Annotated in this window: 10 protein-coding genes and 1 pseudogene; 2 read left to right on the top strand and 9 right to left on the bottom strand. The window is 34.3% G+C overall.

Translation table 11 applies throughout. The features are described 5' to 3' along the window. Positions 1-188: 188 nt before the first annotated feature. From JI750_RS17605 to mnmE, 9 genes and pseudogenes are all read right to left on the bottom strand, one after another. A complete protein-coding gene (locus JI750_RS17605) occupies positions 189-482 on the bottom strand; it encodes a hypothetical protein (RefSeq protein ID WP_202005135.1) in 294 nt (97 codons plus the stop codon). Positions 483-528: 46 nt separating this feature from the next. Further along, complete coding sequence (locus JI750_RS17600) at positions 529-1,437, bottom strand: glycerophosphodiester phosphodiesterase family protein (RefSeq protein WP_202005132.1); 909 nt, start codon at positions 1,435-1,437, stop codon at positions 529-531. Between the two features lies 1 nt (position 1,438). Next, positions 1,439-3,013, bottom strand: coding sequence for a calcineurin-like phosphoesterase C-terminal domain-containing protein (locus tag JI750_RS17595; protein WP_202005128.1), 1,575 nt, complete (start codon positions 3,011-3,013; stop codon positions 1,439-1,441). A 10-nt stretch (positions 3,014-3,023) separates the two neighbouring features. Beyond that, positions 3,024-4,457 carry a SusD/RagB family nutrient-binding outer membrane lipoprotein gene (locus JI750_RS17590; RefSeq protein WP_202005124.1) on the bottom strand — a complete coding sequence of 478 codons (1,434 nt, stop codon included), beginning with the start codon at positions 4,455-4,457 and terminating at the stop codon, positions 3,024-3,026. Positions 4,458-4,464: 7 nt separating this feature from the next. Then, positions 4,465-7,839 carry a SusC/RagA family TonB-linked outer membrane protein gene (locus tag JI750_RS17585; protein WP_236673079.1) on the bottom strand — a complete coding sequence of 1,125 codons (3,375 nt, stop codon included), beginning with the start codon at positions 7,837-7,839 and terminating at the stop codon, positions 4,465-4,467. A 145-nt stretch (positions 7,840-7,984) separates the two neighbouring features. Next, on the bottom strand, positions 7,985-8,908 hold the full coding sequence (locus tag JI750_RS17580) for a FecR family protein (protein ID WP_202005108.1): 924 nt from the start codon (positions 8,906-8,908) through the stop codon (positions 7,985-7,987). Between the two features lie 89 nt (positions 8,909-8,997). Beyond that, the gene (locus JI750_RS17575; RefSeq protein WP_202005107.1) at positions 8,998-9,585 is read right to left on the bottom strand and encodes an RNA polymerase sigma-70 factor; all 588 of its coding nucleotides are present in this window, start codon (positions 9,583-9,585) and stop codon (positions 8,998-9,000) included. A gap of 170 nt (positions 9,586-9,755) precedes the next feature. Continuing rightward, positions 9,756-11,474 (bottom strand): annotated as a pseudogene (locus tag JI750_RS17570) (alkaline phosphatase D family protein). Positions 11,475-11,844: 370 nt separating this feature from the next. Further along, positions 11,845-13,245 (bottom strand): tRNA uridine-5-carboxymethylaminomethyl(34) synthesis GTPase MnmE, encoded by a 1,401-nt coding sequence (gene mnmE, locus JI750_RS17565; RefSeq protein ID WP_202005104.1) that lies wholly within the window; start codon positions 13,243-13,245, stop codon positions 11,845-11,847. Between the two features lie 181 nt (positions 13,246-13,426). Here mnmE and JI750_RS17560 point away from each other — a divergent pair, with 181 nt between their 5' ends. Then, positions 13,427-14,260, top strand: a complete 834-nt coding sequence (locus tag JI750_RS17560; protein WP_202005102.1) for a universal stress protein — start codon at positions 13,427-13,429, stop codon at positions 14,258-14,260. 62 nt (positions 14,261-14,322) lie between these two features. Next, positions 14,323-16,095, top strand: coding sequence for a MutS-related protein (locus tag JI750_RS17555; RefSeq protein WP_202005099.1), 1,773 nt, complete (start codon positions 14,323-14,325; stop codon positions 16,093-16,095). The last annotated feature ends 102 nt before the right edge of the window (positions 16,096-16,197 follow it).

Below are 16,197 nucleotides of genomic sequence, written 5' to 3'. Positions count from 1 at the left end.
TTTTTCTCTCTTTCATCGTAAAACCAAGTAATTAACCAAAAAATAATCTATTGCTAACATCATCTTTTATTACCCCGCTTATTTCTAATATTAGGCATTGCTTAAGAAATCTAAAAAAAAACAACGACAAAAACCTTCAAGTTTACACTTGAAGGTTTTGCAACTATAAGAAATATGAATAATCAGAACTAAAAATTCAATAAAGGCGAATTTTTTTGCAGTTCAGAAAGCAATTTTCGGTTCCCTTTGTTTATGACCGTTCGGACTCTTTTTTTCTTTCCTTCATATTCTTTAATACATTTTTCGAGTTCGCTGTAAAGCTTATTATATTTATCATACAACTCTTGCAGCGATTCCATTCCTTCCCGGATTTCAGATTCCTGTGATTCTCCTAATGCATAAGAAAATATCGAAGACATCGCTTCGAATTTATCAAAGGCCGCTGCAATAATCCGGTGCTCTCTGGAACTTATTCCATTCATTACTAAATCTTTCTTTATTAAATTAATTCTTCAAAAAACATTGACTCTACAAAGCCCGTTTTTGCAATACTTTTTCGGGGTAGTCCGTAATAATTCCGTCTACCTGAAGTTGTATCATATTATCAATTGCTTTGTCATCATTAACAGTCCACGGAATAATTTTCATCTTCATGAATCGAAGCGAATCCACTGCTTCTTGGTTCAACAATTTATAATGCGGACTGTATATTTCTGGTTTAAAATCAAGCAACAAAAGATTTTTAGCGATACTACCGTCTCCAACCAAATAGGCAATTTTTGTTTTCGGATATCTTTTATGCATCACATTTAATACTGTCGGATCAAAAGACTGAATATTAATCTTTCGCTCAATTCCTTTCTCTTTAATAATTTTCATAACCAAATCAGTAAAAACTTCTGGTTCAGGCTGTCTTTTACCGTAATCCGATTTTTCAGATTTGATTTCGATATTGTATCGGACTGGTTTCAGATTGTTTTTAGCAATATAATCTTCAACACTATCAATCACTTCTGAAAGCAGAGGTTTGTATGTTTTTTGTTTTTGCTGCATAGGAAAAGTATTATTTCCTCTTGAACCTCCGTCAAACTTTCTAATGCTGTCGTATGCCATTTCATAAAGATTGAAACTCTTTTCTTTCTCCTTTACAATTGGTTTTCCTTCGCTGTCAAGCATATATTGCGAAGACATAAAAGGCTCATGCGAAACGACTACTTTCTGATCTTTGGAAATCACAACATCCAGTTCTACAACGTCTGCACCTTTTTTTACAGCACTTAGAAAAGCAGGAATAGAATTCTCAGGAAAATTGCCTCGATCTCCTCGATGTCCCTGAACTTCTATCGTTCTTTTTGTCGTAACTGCTTTTTGACTACCGCAGGAATATACGGTAGCCAGCGCAATTAAAACACAAATTATCTTTTTCAATTTCAGCATTTTATTTTACTTTATCTATTCTGTAAGTGGTATTTGCAGTGTGCGTTTTACCAAACATATCAGTTGCTTTGATTTCGATAGCATGTTCTCCAATAGCAAGATCAGAAGGAATATTTCCTCTCCAGACGTGAGTACTTTTTTCAGGATCTGAAGAACGTTTTCCTGGCATAAGCACCTCAGATAATTCCCATTCATAAACCAATTCTACGTAAGATGGATCTTGAACTTCTACATATTCCATTTCTTTCCATTCTCCTTGATCTACACGATAAACCACTTTATCTTTTTTACTTCCCATGAAAAAATTGGCAAATACTCCAGATTTTGTACGTTTTGCTTTAGCAACCACTTTTGGAGCGAAAACTTTCATCTGATAATTTTCCGGTTTTCCTGCCACTTTATAATCAACGGTATATTTATTTCCATTAAAATGAATAAAAGCATATCCTTTTGGCGTTCCGTCTCTCATAACCGAAATTGGAATTCCTTTCTCATCTAGTTTTCCAGAATACCAATCACCAGATGTTGTTCCGATATTGTAATGATGATGTGGTGTTTCTTGTAACCAGCCATCTTTCTTTTCGAAAAAATCCTGTCTCTGCAAATGCGTATGCGCCGAAAGCGAAAGCGTATTTGGAAAATCTTTCAATAATTCAAATAATTTCTGACGGTCTTCATCTCTAAAAGAATCATCTTTAGAATCTGGCTCACTTATCGGAATATGGAAAGCCAAAACGATCAAATTATCTTTTGGAACTACTTTCAAATCATTTGCTATAAACTGCATTTGCTCTTCAGTAAATCCGCCCCAATAACCTTCATGATCTCTTGGATCAGGATACAAAACATCGTCTAAAACAATAAAATGCACTTTCCCATAATTGAAGGCATAATTAGCAGGTCCAAAATGAGCCTCGTAAGTTTCGTCAGCAAGATTATCTGCTTTAGCATCAAAATTTAAATCATGATTTCCTAAAAGATTGTACCACGGAATTCCAACTTTTTTTACCGCCTGAATATACGGATTGAATAAACTAAGATCATTTCCAACCAGATCTCCCATACTTAATCCAAACGGAATATTTTTAATGCCTTCTACTTCGGCAATAATTCCTCTTGCGAAAAAATCAACTTCTTCCAAATTATACGGCTGTGGATCACCAAAAACAAGAGCTGTAAAATCATTGGTTTCTTTCTGCGGAAGCAATCCAAAATCTACAGATTCCGGTAATTTTCCTGTTGGCGCAACGCCTTCAAATTTCCCTTTAGGAGACCCCGCAGGTTTATGGTTATAGAAAAACTGAGGAAGATTATCTTTATTAACCTGAATCTTGTATCCTGAAGGTTTGATTACGGCAATTATAGCATCACTTTGCAATGGCAATTCGTAATTTCCTTTTTTATCGGTTAAAACTACTTCACGACCATTGGTCACGGCAACATTTGCAATGCCTTTTTCTTTTTTTTCCTTTTTACCGTTTTGATTCAAATCTTCAAACACGATTCCTTTTACAGATGTCTGAGCTGTTAAAACACCACAAAACAATAATGCGCTATATATAAATGTCTTTTTCATTTCTTATTATTTATTTATCCCACCAAACTTTTGTATTGATATTATCGCCTCCAACCATTTCAACTGCTTTGTGATAATTTTCGGTATTTTTAATCTGCTGATTATCTGGATAAGTGAATCGAGATGGCATAACTCCATTGTTTAACATCGCGGTTGTTGTAGGCAATACAGGAAATCCTGTTCTACGATATTCAAACCATTGCTGATAATCTGTAAAATATAAAGCGTAATATTTCTGCAACATGATTCTTTGTAAAGTTCCGTCGTACTGTGCTTCCGGTTTGCTAAAATAAGTTGTTGGAGTAGTCGCTTTTAATTGTTCGATTCCTGCTCTCACTCCTTTTTCATAATGTCCTGCGGCGTCAGTAATAAGCCCCCTTTGTGCTAATTCTGCTTTAATAAATTCAACCTCAGCATACGTTAAAAGAAAAATCTGCATTGGATTTTGCACCTGCGTGTTCAAAAGTGTTGAAGCATTGTATTTGAACTGAGAATCAGAACCTGCATATGCACTTGTAATTCCTTTAAATCCGATTGGCGCATTGGTAACCAAAGCTGTCGCACCAGTTGCAATTATAGCCCTTCTTGGGTCTTCGAGCGTGTTCAAATTATCTATAAAGAAAGAAGCCATTTTGATGTTAAGATTGAAATCCTGCGGTCTTCCCCATGGAGAAACATTTGGAGATACGCCCGTTATTTTCAAAATTGCACTTTCGGCAGTATTAGTAAAAACAGGGTAAACTTCAGGATGATCTGCCATATAAGCCAGTTTTGCAAAAGCTCCCGTTTCTGTTCTGTTTGAAACTCTTAGCAATAATCTCATTTTAAGAGAATTGGTAAATTTCTTCCATTTCAGGACATTGTTTTGAAACAAAATATCTTCTGTATAAATCATGGCTTTGCTTGTATCATACAAAGTATTAGCTCTTTCTAAATCAGCTAAAATCGTTTCATAGATAAATTCCTGCGTATCATACTTTGGATATAGAATGCCATCTTCTCCACTTACTGCTTCAGTCATTGGAACCGGCCCGAAAAGATCAGTAAGATTAGCATACACCAACGCATTTAGTGTTAACGCTACTGCTTCATAATTGCCGTCTCCCGCTTTTACAGAAGCCATTCGCATTTCTCTAATATTGTTAAGCCATTTGTAATAATTATTCCATGCTGAGTTTCCAATATTGTTGCTTACATCATAACGATGCAAACCTCCCGAGATACTCGGAAAAGGAAGCGAAACCTGCATTAGATTGAAAGTGACATCTACGCTCTGAGTTGCGTTTTGAGAAGCAATTCCGTAAATAATTGGGTTGATTAAAGTACCCGGACTTATTTCGGTAATAAGATTAGGATTCTCATTTAGTTCTTCATAACCTCCTGTGCAGGAAATAGCAAGTCCTGTAAGCAGTAATAGTATTGCTGTAATTTTTATCTTTTTCATTGTCTTATTATAAAGTCAAACTTAAATTGAAACCGTAAGTAGCTGGAGACGGCATCTGTCCCATTTCGATACCTGGCAAAATGGTATCTCCGTTTAATGCTGCTGTCTCAGGATCGTAAATTGGGAAATCAGAAACGGTTGCTAAATCTCTTCCGAAAAGTGAAAACTGAACCGACTGAAGTCCTGTATTTTTAAGCCATCTTTTTGGCATATTATATTGAAGGCTGATCTCGCGAAGTTTTCCAAAAGAAGCATCAAAAGAGTTGGATTCGATATTGGCTCTTCTGTAATAACGAGTATACCAATCTGCTGTTTTTACTTGTATAGTATTTGGAGAATAAGAACCGTCTGCATTCTGAACCACACCTTCACCAATGATAAAGCCAGTTTCCCTGCCCATACTATTTGAATTTAGTTTTCCCTGTTCAGAAAGCTTGTGATGTGTCTGCGAATAAATAATTCCTCCATACTGACCGTCAATAGTCACATTCATAGTAAAGTTTCCGATTGAAAAACTATTAACCCAACCTGCTTTCCATTTTGGGCTTGCATCTCCGATATATTGAATTTCCTCAGGATATGCTGGAAGACCTGCATTATCATAAACAATCTGGCCATCAGGAGAGCGTACAAATCCGAAACCGTAAATTGCGCTTGTTGTTCCGCCTACTTTTGCAATAATAGAAGCTGTTCCTCCTGTACCAATAATCTGCTGACCATCGATTCCTTCTGGTAATTCCATTACTTTATTCCAGTTGCGAGACCAATTTACAGTTGAATTCCATTTGAATTTTTCACCATCAATAATTTTTCCACCAAGGGTAATTTCAACGCCTCGGTTTCTTACTTTTCCTCCATTCAAAACTGCTCCGCTGTAACCTGTCGAAAAATCCATCGGAATATCAATAATCTGGTTTTTAGTTACACTTTCATAAACCGTAGCATCTGCTGTAAGTCGGTTTTTAAACATTCTGATTTCAAAACCTGTTTCGAAACTTGTTGTAATTTCAGGTTTGAAATGATCGTTGTATAAAACTGTCAAAGTCTGCGCAGAACTTGGAAAAGCACTTTGTCCATAGTATTTCTGAGTTTTGTACGGTTCTGTATCATTTCCTACCTGAGCAAAAGAAAGTCTGTATTTCAGGAAATCAATTGATTTAGGAAGTGTAACCATTTCAGAAATAACGGCACTTGTATTAATCGACGGATAGAAGAATGAATTGTTCTCAACCGGAAGCGTACTAGTCCAGTCGTTTCTTCCTGTAATATCAACAAAAAGCATATCGGCATAAGACATAGATACCAAACCATACAAACTGCTCATTTTTTTGTAAGCATCACCTAAAGTTAAAATTGGCGCGCTAGAACCATTTGAAAGTTTGTAAACTCCTGGTACAACCAAACCTGTTACTTCGGCTTCTGTTCTTCTGTATTTATAACTCATGGCATTTCCTCCGGCAGAAGCGGCAAGAGAGAATTTGCTACCGAAGTCTTTTTTATAAGAAAGTAAAAAATCAGAGTTTATTTCTTGTTTGAAAACATCTTGCCTTTCATAAAATCCTTTCGCATATCTGTTGATACTGTAAGGTCTTTTTTGTTCTCTTGTCTGATTGTAAGTATTCATAGAAGAACGCAACATTAATTCCAGATTGGATGACAAAGTAATGTTAGCAAAAATATTACCCACAATCTGGTCACTGTTTAATGTATTGGTAGCTTCATAAGCAATCAAGTACGGATTATCTATAAAAGAACTAAAAGGATGCAACTGCTCGATCTGCTCTTTGCCTTTTACCCAAATTGGACGATACCAATCCAAATCGATGTTTGGCTGCTGAAAAATCATAAAATACGCAATAGAACCATTATTGTAACCTGTAGAAGGTAAATTGTCACTATTTCTTGTATTATAATTTATCGCAGTTCCCAATTTGATTCTGTCAGATACTTGATAATTGGCATTAACCGCTGCAGTAACTCTGTCAAAACCTGTATTTGGCATAATCCATTCATTCTTTTGGTTTCCAACAGAAAGACGCATCGATCCTTTGTTATCTCCACCCTGAATAGAAATATTATTGTTTAAAGTGACACCCGTTCTCCAGAAATCTTTTCGGTTGTCTCTGTAAGACTGCCAAGGCAATCTCTGTGCTGACTGTCCTTGCAAAGCAGGATCATATTGGTAAAAATTTTGTCCTGTAAAAGCGGGTCCCCAAGCACTGCTGGTTCCGCTGGTTGAAGTTCCGTCTGCCGAATTTCCATAAGAATAATATTGGTTGCCCGAAGCATCTGGCGAATTTCCTGTTCCCTGTCCGTAACTATATTGATAATCCGGCCATCTTTGGATCACATCAAATGTTGCTCCTGTGTTAAAAGAGATTCCTAAACCTTTGTTTTTCTTTCCAGATTTTGTCGTAATAATTAAGGCTCCGTTTGCCGCACGGCTTCCATAAAGTGCAGTTGCACCTGCACCTTTTAAAACTGTAACTTCATCGATATCATCTAGATTAAGATCAGAAATTCCGTTTCCGTAATCAATTGGAGAATCTTCTCCCATATAGGCACTGCTTGAACCTGAAGTTGTCATTTCAGCATTTACGGGAACTCCATCAACAACAATCAGTGCATAATTTCCCTTCGGACTTAAGGATCTGTTTCCTCTCAGTGTAATCTGCTGTGAGTTTAACGGACCAGAACCTGTAGAAGTAATGCTTAAACCTGCTACTTTTCCTTTTAATCCTGATGACCAGTTGTTTGGTCGTCCCTGAGATAAATTATCAGATTTTATAGTCTGTTGCGAGAATCCTAATTTTTTTTCTTCTCTTTTAATTCCCAAAGCTGTTACCACGACTTCATTCAATTCACTTGTACTTGGTTTCATTATTATGGTAAATGGATTAGCATTTGCGGCAACTTCCTGAGTTACGTATCCCATATAGGAAATAACCAAAACAGCCGAAGCATTTACAGCAAAGCTGAAATTTCCTTCCATATCTGTCATTGTATTCGTTTTTGTTCCTTTTTCTAGAATGGTAACTCCCGGCATTGGCATACCGCTTTCGTCCAGAACTTTTCCTCTTACATTCATTTGCGCACGAAGATTTTTGGTAACTGTGATAGTGTTATTCAGTTTTTTAAATGAAAGTCCAGTTTTAGAAGCCACCTTTGCAAGCACTCCGTCAAGACTTTCTTTTTCTGCATAGATTGAAATGCGCTGTGATGTTCCGGTTATTTTTTCGTCGAAAACAAAAGTAAAAGAGGTTTTTTGTTCGACTGCGTTGAAGAACTCAGTAATTGCGGCATCTTTTAGGTTAAGGCTTATCTGCACATCTTTGCCCTGTCCTAAGGCAAATCCTTTAAAGGAAAAAATTAATAAAATCATTAAGTAAAGATTTTTCATCTTTATATACTTATTGAAAAAAAATTGTAGTTTCGTATTCATTACTATTAGGCTATAAATTTTATTTTTAGTCTTTTAAAATCGCCCGTTTCCGTTGCACCGGAAGCGGGTTTGTTTTTTTTGTTTTTTAAGGTGTCTTTTTTCTTATAGTTATTTGGTTTTTAGTTGTGTAATTTATTTTTAGGTTTTTCAAATAGGCAATACTTTCTAATACATTCTCCAATTTTTCATCCTTAAACTTTCCAGAAATGGTAAGATTGTTTAATTCTGGATCTTCAATTGTAATATCAACATTGTACCAATTCTCAATAATTTTAACGGTTTCAGAAAGCTTGGTGTTTTTAAGCATGATGGTATTACTAATCCAAGCGATTTTATCTTCGCTATTTTCTGTAGAAATCTGTAAATGTGAATTCTTAATCAAATCGGCCTGCTGATTTTTGGTAATCTGCACTTTTTTTCCAGTTGGTGAACTCACTTCTACTTTCCCGCTGATAACACTTACTTTAGTGTCGTGATGGTTATAGGAATTGATATCGAATGAAGTTCCGAGCACTCTCACTTTTACATCGTGTGTTTGTACAATAAAAGGGCGTTTTACATCTCTGAAAACTTTAAAATAAGCCTGCCCAACCAATTTAATATTTCTTATAGTTTCAAATTCTTCCGGATAAGTAATGCTACTGTTTGAGTTTAGTACAATGACAGTTCCGTCTTCAAGGAAAATTTCTTTCTTTTCTCCTTTGGCAGTAACTTGCGTAATTGCTGAAGGCTTGAAAATAAATTGAGCTGCAGAAAATGCAATCGAAAGTCCGATAACAAAAACTGCTGCGATTTTCAACACCTTTCGAATTGTATATTTTTTTGGTTTTACCTGCAATTCTAAAAAGATCTTATTTAAAATTACATCACCTTTTTCATCAGATAATTCTATGTCTGATGATTGATTCTGCATCTTCTCAAAAAATGATTCAACTACTATTTTTTCTTCAGGCGTGCAGGTGCCTTCTTCGTATTTTTTTGCTAACTGCAAAAAGATTTCTTTTTTCAAAATATGTGCTTTTATAGACAAGTCACATTTTTTGAATCGAACAAGTAGTCGAAAATGCAGGCTTAACGTTTTCTTAAAACCAGTGTTTTTTAGTTAACATAAAAGAACGCCGCCCAGTAAAAAAGAAGATAATTATAAGAAGTGTTGTTTAAACGAAGCTGCTTTAGAGCATTGCTGATGTGTTTCTCTACAGTATGAATTGAAAGATCTAGTTTTGCAGCAATTTCAGCATTTGTAAAATGATCCATTCGGCTGAGGAGAAAAACCTCTCTGCATTTTGGGGTTAACTTATCAATTTGATCATTGATATTTCTCTCTAAATCAATATATTCCAAATCATTTATAGTCAGATTTGGGTCAGGAATACTTTCTAATATTTCGATATGCTGCTGGTCAAATTTCAGATTTCTAATTTGATTGGCAATCTTATATTTTACGGCTCTAAAAAGGTAAGCTTCAAGATTTAGAATTATAGTGTTTGAGGCATTTTTCCAAAGGCTTATAAAGATTTCCTGTACAATATCTTCGCAGATTGCTTCATCTTTATAGATTTTAAATGCATAAGCATAAAGCTTTTTCCAATATCGGTTAAAAATAATTGAAAACGCAGCATCGCTTCCTTCAAAAATTAATTTCTGAAGTTCATCGTCCGGCATTTTCAATAGATCTTTTTCCATATAGATTAAAAAAACAAATGAAAAGGAACTGATAAAAAATACCTAAGAAACTAATTTAACTTTGTGTTAAATTAAATTCATAAAAAAAGGAACAAGATTACTTCTGTTCCTTTTTTTTCATTTAATTCATTCGCACTTTAAAAAAATTTCGACAGTACCGAAGAAATTTACTAGGCTATAGTATATTTTTTTTCTGTAATTGTAGTAGTAGTAGTAGTAGTAGTAGTAGTAGTAGTAGTAGTAGTAGTAGTAGTAGTAGTAGTAGTAGTAGTAGTAGTAGTAGTAGTAGTAGTAGTAGTAGTAGTAGTAGTAGTAGTTTCAGTTGTGACACTGTCTACAAATCTCCATTCAGCTTCAGAACCAGACGCTGTAAATTTTAAATAAGTATATCCTCGTTTGTATAAATTGGCATATTCCAAATCATCTATTAGAATAGTAAAAGCTTGCGCCAATTCAATTGCTTTTGAAGGATCGGAAGTAATTCCAAGATAAGCTTCTAATCCTGGAGAAGAAACAGAACTGCAAGCTATTTCAGTTCCTATAAATTTCCCCTGCATATCGGTCAATTTTCCCATCCAAGCATTATGAGTATCTCCCGCTAACACGACAACATTTTTTCCTGAAAGCATGGCATAAAGCTGTTCCCTTTCTGCAAAGTAACCATCCCAAGCATCTAGATTATAAGGTAAAGTGGTTGTAATTCTGGCAATTTCCTGAGCCGTTAAAGAAGGATCTTTCTGCTGATATCTCATTTTAAGAACAACGAGTGCAGATATTGCATTAATTAGTGCCTGCATGGTGGCTGGCTGTGCACTTCCTAACTTATCTACTTCTATCAAAATCTGATTAAGGAGCATTAATAATTCTGCTGGAATCATCATTTTCGTCATTAAAATCTGCTGACCTAATACTTTCCATTTCGCAGTATCTGCATTAATCTATGATCCCAGCCAAGTCATCTGCTCATTTCCAATTAATTTTCTGCTTGCGCTTAAAAGGTCTGTTCGGAATTTTGTCTGGTCAAAATTGCCCCCATTATCAATATAATCAGCATAGCTCATTTGTTTATCTCTTGCAATAACTCTAGTATCCATCATATAAAGCGAAAGAATATTTCCAAAATTAAAGCTTCTATAGATTCTAAGATCTTTTCCTGTTTTAAGAGGAATATATTCGCTGTAGGCTTGAAATGCAGCCATTTTTCTCATTTGAAAATCTCCCTCAGAAGGCTGATGGTTTTCGGCACCTGATTTATAGGTATCATTGGCAAACTCATGATCATCCCAAACACAGATAAAAGGCTTTTTCTGATGAAGAAGCTGCAAGTTCTTATCTCCTCTGTATTGTCTATAACGTTCTCTATAATCACTTAGACTTGTAATTTCCTTCGCCGGTTTGTGTTCTCTGCCAAGCGGATTTGTAAACGGATTTGTCCCATACTGTCCCGGAGCATATTCATAAATATAATCTCCCAAGTGAACAACGACATCTGCATCAGAAGAAGCAATTGCTGCATAAACATTAAAAAGTCCTGCCGGAAAATTAGAACAAGAAACAACAGCCATTTTCACATCATTAACTAAATCTGTTTTTGATGGCAGAGTGCGCGTTTCTCCTGTAACGGTTACTTGTTTGGTTTTAGCATTGTAAAATCTGTAATAGTATTTTGTATTAGAGGTAATATTCTGAACATCTACAGCTATTGTAAAATCATTTGCAGACGAAGCATTTGCCTGACCTTTTCTAGTTACTTCAGTAAACGAAGAATCCCTGCTAATTTCCCAAGTAATTTCAGCATCTGAACCTGCTGAATATCTTGTCCAGATAATCACACCTGTCTCTGTTGGATCAAAACTGGCTACTCCTGTTTCGAACCCTTCATTTTTCATTCCGACTGGCGCACCGCTGTTATCGGTTTTATCATCATCACTGCAGCTTTCAATTAGAGGAGCTATGAAAACTCCTCCAGCAACTAATAAAGAATTCTTAAGAAACCTTCTTCTGCTAAAATCATTGTTATTTTCCATAAAAAATTTTTATATCAAAAAAACAATCTATTATCAGAATTGAAGTTACGTCACTTTTAAAATTATATTAACAATATATTTACTATATAAATATTGATTTGCAAAGCTCTTAAAAAGTACATCTTGATTATATTTTCTCAAAAAGAATTGAATGAAAAAAAATAGCTAAAAATATTAACTACCAACATTTTAGCTACTTTATTTGTTTTTGTTTTGCGTTTCTTTGTTCCTTCTACTTGCCGATGCAAAAGTTTGCGAATATATTCCCCAACAACTCATCATTAGAAACTTGACCTGTAATCAATCCAAATTGATATAAAGCTTCACGAATATCAAGCGCCATTAAATCACTTGAGAGACCAGATTCTAAACCAAATTTTACTTTCTGAATTTCGTCTAACGCTTTTAATAAAGAATCGTAATGTCTTGTATTAGTAACAATCGTTTCATTATTACGAAGCGCTCCCGTATTTACAAAAGACAATAGTTCATTTTTTAAATCCTCTACTCCTATTTTTTCTTTCGCAGAAATCAATAACAGTTTTGCATTTAAATTTTCCAACTGACTAGTAATATTCGCTACTTCATCAGCAGATAAAATATCTTTTTTGTTCACCACAATAAGTAGTGGTTTTAGTGGATATTTATTCTTGATCTGTTCAATTTCATTTACGAATTCAGAACTCGAAGTTTGGAATTTTAATCCGTCAAATAAATAAATCACTACTTGCGCTTGATCAATTTTTTCAAAAGTTTTCTTGATTCCGATGCTTTCGACAACATCTTTTGTATCACGAATTCCAGCCGTATCAATAAACCTAAATCCGATTCCGCCAATTACTAATTCGTCTTCAATAGTATCACGCGTAGTTCCTGCAATGTCAGAAACAATGGCACGTTCTTCGTTTAATAAGGCATTTAATAAAGTTGATTTTCCAACATTTGGTTCACCAACAATTGCAACTGGAATTCCGTTTTTGATTACATTTCCAACAGCAAACGAATCAATTAAACGTTTTAAAACAAATTCAATTCTATTTAATAATTCATGAAATTGTGTTCTGTCTGCAAACTCCACATCTTCTTCTGCAAAATCCAATTCCAATTCAATTAAAGAAGCAAAATTTAAAAGCTCTTCTCTAAGTTTCGCAATTTCATTACTAAATCCGCCACGCATTTGCTGCATCGCAATTTGATGAGAAGCTTCATTATCTGATGAAATCAAATCTGCAACTGCTTCTGCTTGCGATAAGTCTAATTTTCCATTCAAGAAAGCTCTTAATGTGAATTCACCCGCATCGGCCATTCTACAGCCATTTCGAAGCAATAACTGAATAATCTGCTGCTGAATATAAGTCGATCCGTGGCAAGAAATTTCAATTGTATCTTCTCCCGTATAAGAATTTGGACCTTTAAATACCGAAACCAAAACTTCGTCTAATGTTTTGCTTCCGTCTACGATATGTCCTAAGTGAAGAGTATGCGTTTTCTGCTTAGTTAAATCTTTGTTTTTAATAGATTTAAATACCGAATTACCAATTGTAATGGCTTCGGCTCCAGAAATACGAATTATGGCGATAGCTCCAGCTCCCGAAGGCGTAGCTAAAGCAACTATAGAATCTTGATTTATCATGCTGCAAAGGTATAAAAAAACGTTCAATTTCATTTCTGCACGAATTCAACCCCATTCAGACAAGAAATCTTCAAACTACTTGAAATTAATAAATCATTAAGTGTTAAAATACTGATAAATATCAGGTTGTTTTCTTCGCAGAATGAGTAAATTTGAGAGACAAACCTTAATCTTAAGTACTATGAAAAAGATATTATTCCCAACCGATTTCTCTGATGCTGCAACAAATGCATTTGTCCATGCTTTAGAATTTGCTAAAGTTGTAAAAGCCGAATTAATCTTACTTCATACATTCGAGATTCCCGTTTACGATAGCCAATTCTTTCCAGAGAATTATGCTTCTATATACAGTTCAATCGAGCTAGCAAAATTTGAAATGTTTAAGGATGAAATTCCAAAACTCCGAACTATTGCTGCTGAACGTAATCTAGAAGATATTGTAATCAAACACCGCTTAATGGATGGTGATCTTATTTATAATCTTAAAAATGCAGTTGAAGAAGACAACGTTGATTTTGTGATTATGGGAACTAACAGCGTTTCTGACTGGACTAAATTTTTCACGGGTTCTAATACAGAATCAGTAATTTCTGGAGTTGAAGTTCCCGTTTTATGTATTCCTATAGATGCTAAATACAAAAAGGTAAAAACGATTGGTTTTACCACACGCTACAGAGAGAAAGACAAAAAAGAACTGAAAAAAGTCTTGAAAATTGCCAAAAAGACTGATGCGAAGGTTAAAAGTTTATATGTGAAAACATCTAATTCCGATGTTACAGAAGAAACTAGAAAAGAATTTGAAAAAGAATTTGCAGGAGAAAACGTTGAGTTTTTGGTTCTCCCAAGTGATGATGTAAAAGAAACCATTCTTGATTTTGTGTTATATAAAGACATTGATATTCTGACGACCATAACTCACAAACGTTCTTTCTTTGAAAGTCTTTTCGATTCTAGTTTTTCAAAAAAAATAGCCAAAGAAGTTACCATTCCGATTTTGGTTATGCATGAAGATTAAACAACAATATTGACGATTTTGTAACTTAAAAACTATATTTGTATTTCAAGCAAAATAATAGAATGAAAGCATATCCAGACAACGTTGCAAAATACTCAGAACTCTATAATAAAACCAACAAAAAATACAACAGCATAAGCCTTTTGAGGCTATTAAGTATTTTTCTTTTCTTGTTTTTTATGTTTTATTACATCAAGACAGATCAAATACTTTATGTTACCCTAGCTGTTTTGTCTTTTGCTGGTTTTATTTTTTTTATGAGAATACATTCAAAAGTATCATTTCAAAGATTGCTAGCAGAAACGCTTTTAAAAATTAATAAAAATGAAATTGCTTTTCTAAAAAGAGAAAAAACACCTTTTGAAAACGGAGCTGAGTTTATCGATTTTCATCATCCGTATGCCTACGATTTGGATATTTTTGGAGATCATTCTTTATTTCAAAATCTAAACAGAACCGCTTCTTTTATTGGAAAAAAAACACTTGCTGAGTTATTACTTCATACGCGGCCTGAAACAGAAATTTTAGAAAATCAGGAAGCTATAAACGAATTAAAATCAAAAATAGATTGGAGACAGGAATTTCAAGCCTTGGCAATTATCAGTCAAGATTCTAAACAATCTTACGAAGCAATAAAACATTGGACTTCATTTACAAATAATTCATTACCTAAAGTCTTAGTTGCATTATCTTTTATTCTCCCAATAACATTTTTTGGATTTCTTGCTACGTATTTTATTACATCTAAAACTATTATTCTTTCTTATTTAACGTACGTCTTTATTGCCAATTTAATTGTTTTAGGAAGAGATGTAAAGAGAATTCAATCGGAAATAGCAAAAGCTGATAATGTCGCTAATATCATAAAGCAATACAGTTTATTGATTGAAAAAATTGAACGTGAATCTTTCCAGTCTAAAAAGTTACTTCATTTACAAGAACAATTGAACTTCAAGAATGCGAAAGCAAGCCAACATTTAAAACAGCTTTCTGAGTTGTTTTCAAGAATGGATACGATAAATAACTTTGTAACAGCTACTTTATTCAACGGAACATTCTTGTTTAATCTGCATGTTTTAAAAGCACTTTTAAAATGGAAAGAAGATTACGCGTCAGAAATGAATCACTGGGTTTCTATTATTGGCGAAATTGAAGCGCTAAACAGTCTGGCAAATTTGGCGTATAACAATGAAGATTTCGTCTTCCCTGAAATCAATTCTGATTATAAAATCGAATTTAAAAATCTAAGCCATCCGCTACTTAATCCTGATACAAGAGTTGGAAATGACACTCAATTTCATCCGCAATCTTTTGTGATTTTGACCGGATCAAATATGTCCGGAAAAAGTACATTTTTGAGAAGTTTAGGAATCAATATGGTTCTTGGCGGAATCGGTTCTGTAGTTTGTGCATCAGAAGCTAAACTACACCCACTTCCTGTATTAGTTTCAATGCGATTATCTGATTCTTTATCTGATAGCGAGTCTTACTTCTTTGCTGAAATTAAACGTTTAAAACAGATCATGGATGCGCTTGAAAATCAGCCTGCTTTTGTTTTATTAGATGAGATTTTAAGAGGTACAAATTCTGATGATAAAAGAAATGGAACAATTGAAGTGATGAAAAAGATAATTTCTAAAAAAGCAATCGGTGCCATCGCAACTCACGATATTGAAGTTTGCCTGACTACGAATGAATATCCTGAAATTTTAACCAATCAATGTTTCGAAGTTGAAATTCAGAACAACGATTTACATTTTGATTATAAACTCCGAAACGGAATCTGCAAAAACAAAAGTGCAACCTTTTTAATGCAGAAAATGGGGGTTATTTAATTGTTGATTGTGAGATGTAAAATGTAAAAAAAGCTTTGACAAAGTTTTAAACTTTGTCAAAGCTAAATCAATAGTTCTACTTCTTGGAATTTGGGATTTAAA

The sequence above is a fragment of the Flavobacterium tagetis genome, assembly GCF_016735615.1.
GTDB lineage: Bacteria > Bacteroidota > Bacteroidia > Flavobacteriales > Flavobacteriaceae > Flavobacterium > Flavobacterium tagetis.
This window is presented reverse-complemented; position numbering and strand designations above follow the sequence as displayed.

What these genes read in the sequence shown, in the direction of transcription:
- JI750_RS17555 (WP_202005099.1), top strand. Translation starts at nt 14,323, where the DNA reads ATGAAAGCATATCCAGACAACGTTGCAAAATACTCAGAACTCTATAAT.
- JI750_RS17575 (WP_202005107.1), bottom strand. Translation starts at nt 9,585, where the DNA reads ATGGAAAAAGATCTATTGAAAATGCCGGACGATGAACTTCAGAAATTA.
- JI750_RS17600 (WP_202005132.1), bottom strand. Translation starts at nt 1,437, where the DNA reads ATGCTGAAATTGAAAAAGATAATTTGTGTTTTAATTGCGCTGGCTACC.
- JI750_RS17595 (WP_202005128.1), bottom strand. Translation starts at nt 3,013, where the DNA reads ATGAAAAAGACATTTATATATAGCGCATTATTGTTTTGTGGTGTTTTA.
- JI750_RS17585 (WP_236673079.1), bottom strand. Translation starts at nt 7,839, where the DNA reads ATGATTTTATTAATTTTTTCCTTTAAAGGATTTGCCTTAGGACAGGGC.
- JI750_RS17605 (WP_202005135.1), bottom strand. Translation starts at nt 482, where the DNA reads ATGAATGGAATAAGTTCCAGAGAGCACCGGATTATTGCAGCGGCCTTT.
- JI750_RS17590 (WP_202005124.1), bottom strand. Translation starts at nt 4,457, where the DNA reads ATGAAAAAGATAAAAATTACAGCAATACTATTACTGCTTACAGGACTT.
- mnmE (WP_202005104.1), bottom strand. Translation starts at nt 13,245, where the DNA reads ATGATAAATCAAGATTCTATAGTTGCTTTAGCTACGCCTTCGGGAGCT.
- JI750_RS17560 (WP_202005102.1), top strand. Translation starts at nt 13,427, where the DNA reads ATGAAAAAGATATTATTCCCAACCGATTTCTCTGATGCTGCAACAAAT.